The 7,894-nt window shown below is 66.5% G+C and carries 3 protein-coding genes; all 3 read left to right on the forward strand.

Annotated features, from left to right (window positions below; genetic code table 11):
- Nucleotides 1-963 precede the first annotated feature (963 nt).
- Genes F7D09_RS08535 through F7D09_RS08545 form a run of 3 tightly spaced genes read left to right on the forward strand, consistent with a single transcriptional unit; the run spans nucleotide 964 to nucleotide 6,174 of the window.
- The gene (locus F7D09_RS08535; RefSeq protein ID WP_152234960.1) at nucleotides 964-2,208 is read left to right on the forward strand and encodes a hypothetical protein; all 1,245 of its coding nucleotides are present in this window, start codon (nucleotides 964-966) and stop codon (nucleotides 2,206-2,208) included.
- Between the two features lie 24 nt (nucleotides 2,209-2,232).
- Nucleotides 2,233-4,158 carry a hypothetical protein gene (locus F7D09_RS08540; protein WP_226836159.1) on the forward strand — a complete coding sequence of 642 codons (1,926 nt, stop codon included), beginning with the start codon at nucleotides 2,233-2,235 and terminating at the stop codon, nucleotides 4,156-4,158.
- 6 nt (nucleotides 4,159-4,164) lie between these two features.
- Entirely contained in the window at nucleotides 4,165-6,174 is a 2,010-nt protein-coding gene (locus F7D09_RS08545; RefSeq protein WP_226836161.1) for a dicarboxylate/amino acid:cation symporter, read from the forward strand.
- Nucleotides 6,175-7,894 lie beyond the last annotated feature (1,720 nt).

Below are 7,894 nucleotides of genomic sequence, written 5' to 3' on the forward strand. Positions count from 1 at the left end.
GATGCCCCTCGGGCCAGCCCCGGCACACGGGGCGGGCGTCCCGGTCAGACGCCGTTATCCGAGCAAGGAGTTCATTATGAAGGTTGTTTCTCGAGGCGTGGTGTATCACGTCACCGATGTCAGCAGGCCGGCGCAGCAGTCCGGCACATGGTTCGAGCAGCCGACGGCGACATTCCTCATGCTCGCGCGGTGAAAGACCGCTTCCAGTCATAACTGCAGATGAGACGATGGCGGCGTCGGCGTCGCAGGGCTCGCCACGGAATCGGTTGCCGCGGCAGCGGAAACGGACGGTTCGGCGGTTCGTCACTGTGCTCGTCCGAGCGCGGTGACGTGGGTGCGGAATCCTAGTGTTTCCAAGGGATTTCGATGCTGCGTCACTGTGTTCGCACGAGCTGCGTGATGCTTCATCATTGTCACCCCGGACGGCCGGCTGTTCGAGCGTCACTGTGTTCGCGCAATCGGCGTGACGCAGGAATGCCGGGACTCGCGGAGTGCCGCACTCCCGTTGCGGCGACTGTTCCCTTGCTGCGGCGCAAGAAATTACGGAAATCACTCCTATCGTCCGTAATTTCTTGCGCCGGAGGGAGCGGCAACTTCGGGAAGCGGCTTCGCGACAGCGGTTGCCGAAGAAGCGTTGTGTTGGGGACAACGGTCGTTCTCACGAACCGATGTCACAACAACGTCCTCGCTGTGGCCACAACAGCCGAACGACGTCGAGATTCGCCCCGTCGAGCATCATCCCATCATCACTCATCTCCGTCACAGCGGGTAGCTACCCGCTGTGACGTAATGTCCCGAATCGTTGGAATCACTGGGGTTTCGCGAGTTCTGTCACAGCGGGTAGCTACCCGCTGTGACAGAGGAGGGGCGATCATCGTCGAGTCGGGCAGCGGCTTAGGCAGCCGATTAAGTAGCCGATCGGACAGCCGACTCAAACAGTCAGACAGAAGGGGAAGTGCATCCATGTCAACATCAACATCAACATCAACATCAACATCAACGAACACGGCAACAACCAAGCGCCGCAGGACAGTCAAGGTGCTGCTGGCGACGACGATCGCCGGCGCGGCAGCGGTCGGCGGGCTGCAGCTCGCGCTGGGCACGGCGTACGGCATCGGCGACGTGTGCGACCTGTGCTCCACGAACTACAATCCGGTCGCCTGCTGCTCCAGCGGCGGCTCCGCCTACGATTCCAACCCGGGCGGCGGCATCGACGTCTCCGCGCAGAAGGCCGCGTTCGACAGCTACTGCGCCAACTACAAGGCCGAGCAGGCCAAGAAGAAGGAAGCCGCGCAGCAGCCGGCGAAGCAGGCCACGCCCGCGCCGAAACAGCAGTCGCAGCCCGCCCAGCAGTCCGCGCCGCAGGCCTCCGCCACGCCGGCGCCGTCCGCCAACGCCAACAGCGGCGCCACCGCGTCCACGCAGACCGCCGCGCCGCAGACGACCACGCAGTCCGGCACCGCGGCCGGTTCCACGGCGACGACCGACAGCCAGGCCGCGGCGACCGACACCGGCGCCACCACGGCGAACGATGACACGACCGCCAAGAAGGACGAGGCGGCCGCCCAGACCGACGCCGCGACCACCGACACCACCGACGATTCCGATGCCGCCGCTGATTCCGCGGCCGATGCCGCCAACGAGAAGTCCGATGTCACGGCGGCGCCCGTCGGCAGCACCACGCAGGAGACCAATCCGACGCTGCGCATCGCCGCCGGGGCGTTTCTCGCGCTCGCCGTCATCGGCACGGCGGTCGCCTCGATCATCGTGCGCCGTCGCCGCGCACTCGCCACGGTCGGTGGCGGCCACGCGCACGATGACGCCGATCCGGCCGCGTACGCCGATGCTGACGTGGCCGTCGTCGCGCCGGCCGCATCCGCTGTGACGTCCGCGACGGACGCGACGCTTGCGGACGCGACGCTTGCGGACACGGCGACCGTCGCCGAGCAGCCGCTCACCGCCGTCGACGTCGCGGCAACGCAGGTCCTGCAGCCTCAGGGCGTCGGCTACGGCGTGCCCGGCGACGGATACCAAGCCGCGCGGCCGTTCGACTTCCAAGCCGCCGCCGCGGACGCAACGGCATCCGACGGCCAGGACATCGACGCGACCGTGCCGTCAGCGACCGTGCCGTCAGCAACCGTGCCGTCGGCAACAGCGGCGACAGACGCCGGCCAGACCGCGCAAACCCAGTCATTCCAAGCCAAGTAACCACAAGAAGAAGGGAACCCAACCATGACCAACCACAACCAGACCCCCAACGGCCGCACAGTCGGCCGCGCAAGTAGCCGTGCAGTCGGCCGTCTCGCCGCCAAAGCCACGGCGCTGCTCGCGGCCGCCACGCTGACGCTCACCGGATTCGCGCTCACCGGCACCGCGCGCCCCGCGCTCGCCGCCACGCCGGACGCCTCCGCCCAGGAGGACACGCCGTTCGACTACTACTCGGGCATCGCCAACCTGCCGGAGACCCACGTGTTCGAGAACATCACGCTCGAGCGGCTCGAGGACATCCTGCGCAACGGCACCGGCAAATACGCGATCCTGATCGGCGGCACGTGGGACGCGAACGTGACGCGCGCACTGCCCGTCATCGACAAGGCCGCCAAGGCGCAGGGCATCAAGAAGGTGTACAACTTCGACCCGCACCTCGACAACGCGGGCGCCGACACGCTCGTCGACGTCAACGACAAGACCAACACGGTCAAGGAGTTCGCGGCGCGCTTCCAGAAGACCGTCGACGACTTCGGCCTGGGCGCCATCCAAAGCAAGGACGCGTCTAAGGTCGTCGACCTGCCGACCCTGTTCACCTACGACAAGGACGCGGCCGGCGGCAAGGTGCTCGCCGTATCCGCCGGCGCCGACGCCACCGCCGACGAGGCGAACGTCACCAAGACGCTCTCCACCGCGAAGAACGCGGCCGTGCGCACCAACGGCGACTTCTACGTCAAGTACTACACGGACGCCAAGCAGGACGGCCAGGCGGCGGTCTTCAAGGACGGCGAACAGGACGACATCAGCCTCGTCTCCGTCACCTACGGCGAGCTCGAGAAGCTTCTGCAGTCGCCGGGCGGCCACTACGTCTTCTTCGGCGCCACCTGGTGCGGCAACACGTACGCGACCATCCGCTACGTGAACCAGGAGGCCCGCAAGTACGGCGTCAAGCACGTGTACACGTTCGACACGATCCTCGACAACACGTCCGGCAAGCACTCGCCGTTCCACATCCGCGACAGCTACAACAACGGCGAACACCCGCTCGCCGACCTGTACACGCACCTGGTGAACACCTACCTGCCGAACCTCGTCACCGAGGACGGCTCGCACGGCATCGTCGACTCCAAGGGCGTGGGCGCCACCCGCCTGCAGGTGCCGCTGCTGCTCCACTACGACAAGGACAACACGACCCAGCTCGCCGGCACCGACCAGCCGGCAGGGCCCGTCACCGACGAGGTCGTCGACTATCAGGGAGCCAAGTACAACGTCGGCACCACGCCGACGCCGACCGCACGCGAATACATGCTCACGTGGGCCGGCACCACGTACGATGACGCGACCATCGTCAAGCCGTACATCCTGCAGGGCGACGACCTCAAGCCGGCCAAGAACTTCGGCCGCACCGTCACCAACGACCGCGACGCCTACATCGCGCAGACCGACCACTTCTTCTCGCTGACCGAACTGCGCGGCCAGGTCGCCTCCGCCGAGGCGAAGCTCGCCGGCGACACGTCCTCGCTCGGCTACACGCAGCAGCAGATCGACGCCTACAAGGCGCAGGTCGCCGCCGCCAAGGCGAAGCTCGTCAAGAACGCGCCGCTCGACGGCAAGGACGGCACCGACGCGGCCGTTGTGGCGCTCGCCAAGGCGAACAGCCAGTTCACGGCCGGCACGTACGGCAAGGACGGCGGTCAGTCTGGTGATGATCAGCCTGTCAATGGTCAGCCTGGCGGCCAGCCGGGTGCGTCCCAGCCGGACGGCGACGCCGCGAACGACGGCAAGCCGGCCGGCAAGCGGATCGTGACGACCGCCGGCGGCGAACAGCTGAGCCGCACCGGCGCCGACGTCGCGACGCTGACGACGGCCGCGCTGCTGCTCGGCGTGGCCGCGGCGGCGCTGACGCTCGCGCGTCGCCGCCTCGCCGGCAGCCTCGCCGCACGGAGGTGAGCCTTCATGTCACTCGGACCGCTCGCCAACCTTGACCCGACCGCCGTGACGGTGTGGGCCGCTACCATCGGCCTGTTCGTGCTCGTCGCGCTGCTGCGCACCGTGTTCAAGCTCAACTTCAGCATCCTCACCGTGCTCTCGCTCGGACTCGGCATCGCGCTCAGCCTCGTGTTCAACGGCCAGGTGGACTCGCTCAACCTGCTGGGCAACATCTACATCAACCTCATCACCGCGCTCGTCGCGCCGCTGATCTTCGTGTCGATCATCTCCAGCATCACGTACGTCGGGTCGCTGAAAAAACTGCGCAGCATCGGGCTGCGGTCGGTCGGCTGGCTGCTGCTCACCAACCTCATCGCCATCGTGATGACGCTGGCCGTGGCCATACCGCTGCGCATCGGCGAAGGCGTCAAGCTCGCCGATGACGCCTCCACCGCCGGCTTCCTCACCTCGCAGACCGCGCCGTTCGACCAGGTGGTGCTCAACTTCTTCCCGAAGAACCTGTTCGGCGACTTGGCCGGCAACCGCGTGGTGCCGATTATCATCACCGCGACCGTGCTCGCCGTCGCCATCGTCGCCGTCTCACATGACGGACGCGACGTGAGCATCGTACGCAAGTTCTTCGAGCAGACGAAGGACGTGATCTACAAGGCGGTCGGCTACGTGGTCGAACTCACCCCGTACGCGGTGGTCGTGCTCGGCGCCACCTCCACGGCCGCCACCACGTCGAAGGCCGACGCGCTGCTCGCCCTGCTCGGCATCCTGCTGCTCGGCTTCGCGCTCAACTTCGTGCAGGCGTTCGTCGTCAACGGGCTGCTGCTCAAGTTCGTCGCCAAGGTCTCGCCGATTGCGTTCTTCAAAGCAGTGCTGCCCGCGCAGGCCGCCGCATTCACCACGCAATCCAGCGTGGCGACGCTGCCGCTGAGCATCCGCCAGATCGGCACGGTCGGCGTCGGCGCGGACGTGGCCAACTTCACCACGCCGATCGGCACCACCATCGGCATGCCCGGATGCGCCGGCGTGTGGCCGATGCTGTCGGCCGTGTTCACCATTAACGCCCTCGGGCTCGACTATGGGCCGGGCGCGTACGCGGCGCTCGCGCTGATCGGGCTGCTTTCGTCGATCGGCACCGCGGGCGTGCCGGGAACCGCGATCGTGACGGCCACGACCGTGTTCACCGCGGTCGGGCTGCCGGTGCAGCTGCTCGTGCCGCTCGTGCCGGTGAGCAACATCGTCGGCATGCCGAGCACGATGGCGAACGTGTCCGCCGCGGTCACGTGCGCGGCCGTCGTGGCGCGGCAGACCGGCGAATTCGACGACGGCGTGCTGCGGGCCGCGCGGCGTGCGGCGTGTGGCGCCTCGCGGGCCGGGGGAGCCGGGTCGGTGCGGCCTGGCGGATCCGTGCGGCGGTCCGGTGTCGGGCGGCACGGGCACCGCAGGGGCGTTGTTGGCGCTTCGGCCGGTGTGGGCGCCTTGGCCGGCGTGTCCGGTGGCGCTGGCGGCGGCGCTGTGTCGGTGCCGGTGGGTGTCGCTGCGGACGCTGCTGCGTCGGCCGGGCAGGCCGGGGCTGGTGCTGCCGGCGCGGTCGTTTTCGGCAGGGGTGTCGCAGGCGGTATCACTGGCGGCGCCGCGGGTGCCGTGGGCGTCGCTGCAGGCGCCGGTCAGGGCTCTGGCGCAGTGCCTGTGTCGCCGGCAAGTCTTGGACTCGGCACAGCGGCGTCCATTGCCGCCGATGATGCGCCGGTGCCGGTGGGCGCCTGCGGGGTGTCTGGCTCAGGCAAGGTGACGACGGTTCGGTTCGGATCTCCTGCCGGCTCCGCCGCTGCCGCGGCAGCTGGCCTGGCGGCTGCGCCTGCCGTGCCGCATCTCGCGCTGAAGTTCGGACCGACGATTCACCTGTCGTCGCGTTCGACGGCGGGTCGGGCGGGGACGTCTCGTCCCGCATTGTCACCCGCATCGGTCTTGACCGCTGACGACGCGCCGGTGCCGGTCGGCGCCTGCGGCATCGGCAGCCACTGACTGATTTGTGCGGCGTGGGCGGTGGCCGTCAGCGGTCGCTGCCCGCGCCCTCATGCCGACGCACTGTCGCTCCCGGGGTGCGTCTCCCGCTGTGTCCGCCGCGGATTGCGGGTCGCGGGGGCGTTTCCCATATGTTATTGCGCTGCGGACAAGAGAAAAGCCCGGCGGGTTGGGCCGGGCTTCAACAGAGAAAGGAGAAGAGAAGAAGGGGTTCAGTTATGTCGGCTTCCGGACCGTTCTCCCAGTGGATTGCGTTCCTTCCGTCGTTGACATCCATATAAGCGCCCGATGCTTGGCACAACGATGCGCTTGACTGAAAATCCCGTGGAAATACGCGAACAGTTCGCCGGGATGCGGGGGGTCGGGGTGTGGAGTCCGGATTGATCGTCCCTCTGCGCGTATCGAGGAGCGTGGAGCATTGGTTGCGTGGTGGCTTCGGTGATATGCCTGTTCTCCCTCGGCGGCTTCGACTGTCTGGGGGCGTTAGCGACCGTTTCCCACTAGGACTTGCCGGATCCTGGTTGCAAACGGACGCGAATCGGTCGTTCGGCGTCCGTTTTCGGCCAAGATTTGCCGGGTTCTATTCGCAAACGGACGCAAATCGTCCTGCTGGCGGCCTTTCGTGACTAGGAGATGTCGTCTCCTAGTGGAAAACGACCGCAGAAAGGCCGTTGCGCGCCCCCGTGATCACGACCCGGCGGGTCCTGTTTGCAGGTGACCGCGAAAGGCCGTTGCGCATCCATTTCCTTCTGGGGCCGGCGGGTCCTGGTCGTAAAATGGCCGTACGGCAGGTCTCCGGCGTGTTGCCTGATGCGCACTGCGTGCCTCACGTCACCCTGCTCGCCCCTGCAGAGTGACACTTCCCTCGAATCCCAGTGTTTTCAAGGAGTTTCGGATGTGCGTCACGCTGCAAGGGCGAGCAGGGTGACGGTATATGGTTGCGTTCGGGCATGGCGCATGTGATGGCTGTTGCACGTCGTCTGTGCGCCATAACGAAAAAGGCGACCTGCAAACGGTCAAATTACACAGGTCGCCGTGAGTATCCGAGCAAGGGTACCCGAGTGGTCATGATAACACGGTCGTCTTGGTGCGGCATCCAGGCGTGTCCGGGCCGCGTTACATCGACGGTGCGCTTCGCGGTGAAGGGCTTCGCGCTCATTCGGGCGTGTTCGGTGCGGTTCTACGCTCTCAGTGGAGCGAGGCTCGGGTGTATTCGGGGTGTGATCGTCGCTATTCGGCGTGATGGGACGGGTCGAGGCCGCTCCAAGCGTGTCGCTGATTGATGTTGGCGCAGTTTTGGCTTGCTACGGGCGCTATTCCGGAATCGTAGGGCATTGGGCTGGGTAGCGTGTGCTTTGTAAACGCTTATATCGTTGTTTCAAGCGCTTACAAACGCTTGTTGTGTGACGGGGATGCCCTACGATTCCGGAATGCATCGCCAGGCGGGCCGTTTTCTCGGTTCGGTGCCGGCCGGCCGGTGCGTGGCATGGCTTTGTTCGCTGTAACGTCGTTCGTTGCCTCTGGCTCCCCGGTGTGGGGCGGGCCATTGAAAGGAACCATGATGGCATCCAACGTGAACTCTGGCTCCCCGGTGTGAACTGCGCCCCAAAAGTTGGACGTGGTTTATTAAAGGGTACCAGACCGGGCTGTGGGGAACGTGTCCCGGAATTCCTCCGGGGTCAGTCCCCCCAGCCGTTCCTGGCGTCGTTTGGTGTTCCAG

Origin of the sequence: Bifidobacterium leontopitheci, from assembly GCF_009193355.1 — a bacterium.
In the GTDB taxonomy this organism is placed as follows: domain Bacteria; phylum Actinomycetota; class Actinomycetes; order Actinomycetales; family Bifidobacteriaceae; genus Bifidobacterium; species Bifidobacterium leontopitheci.

Excerpts from the sequence above, each read along its gene's own strand:
- F7D09_RS08535 (WP_152234960.1), top strand. The coding sequence starts at position 964 with ATGTCAACATCAACATCAACATCAACATCAACATCAACGAACACGGCA.
- F7D09_RS08540 (WP_226836159.1), top strand. The coding sequence starts at position 2,233 with ATGACCAACCACAACCAGACCCCCAACGGCCGCACAGTCGGCCGCGCA.
- F7D09_RS08545 (WP_226836161.1), top strand. The coding sequence starts at position 4,165 with ATGTCACTCGGACCGCTCGCCAACCTTGACCCGACCGCCGTGACGGTG.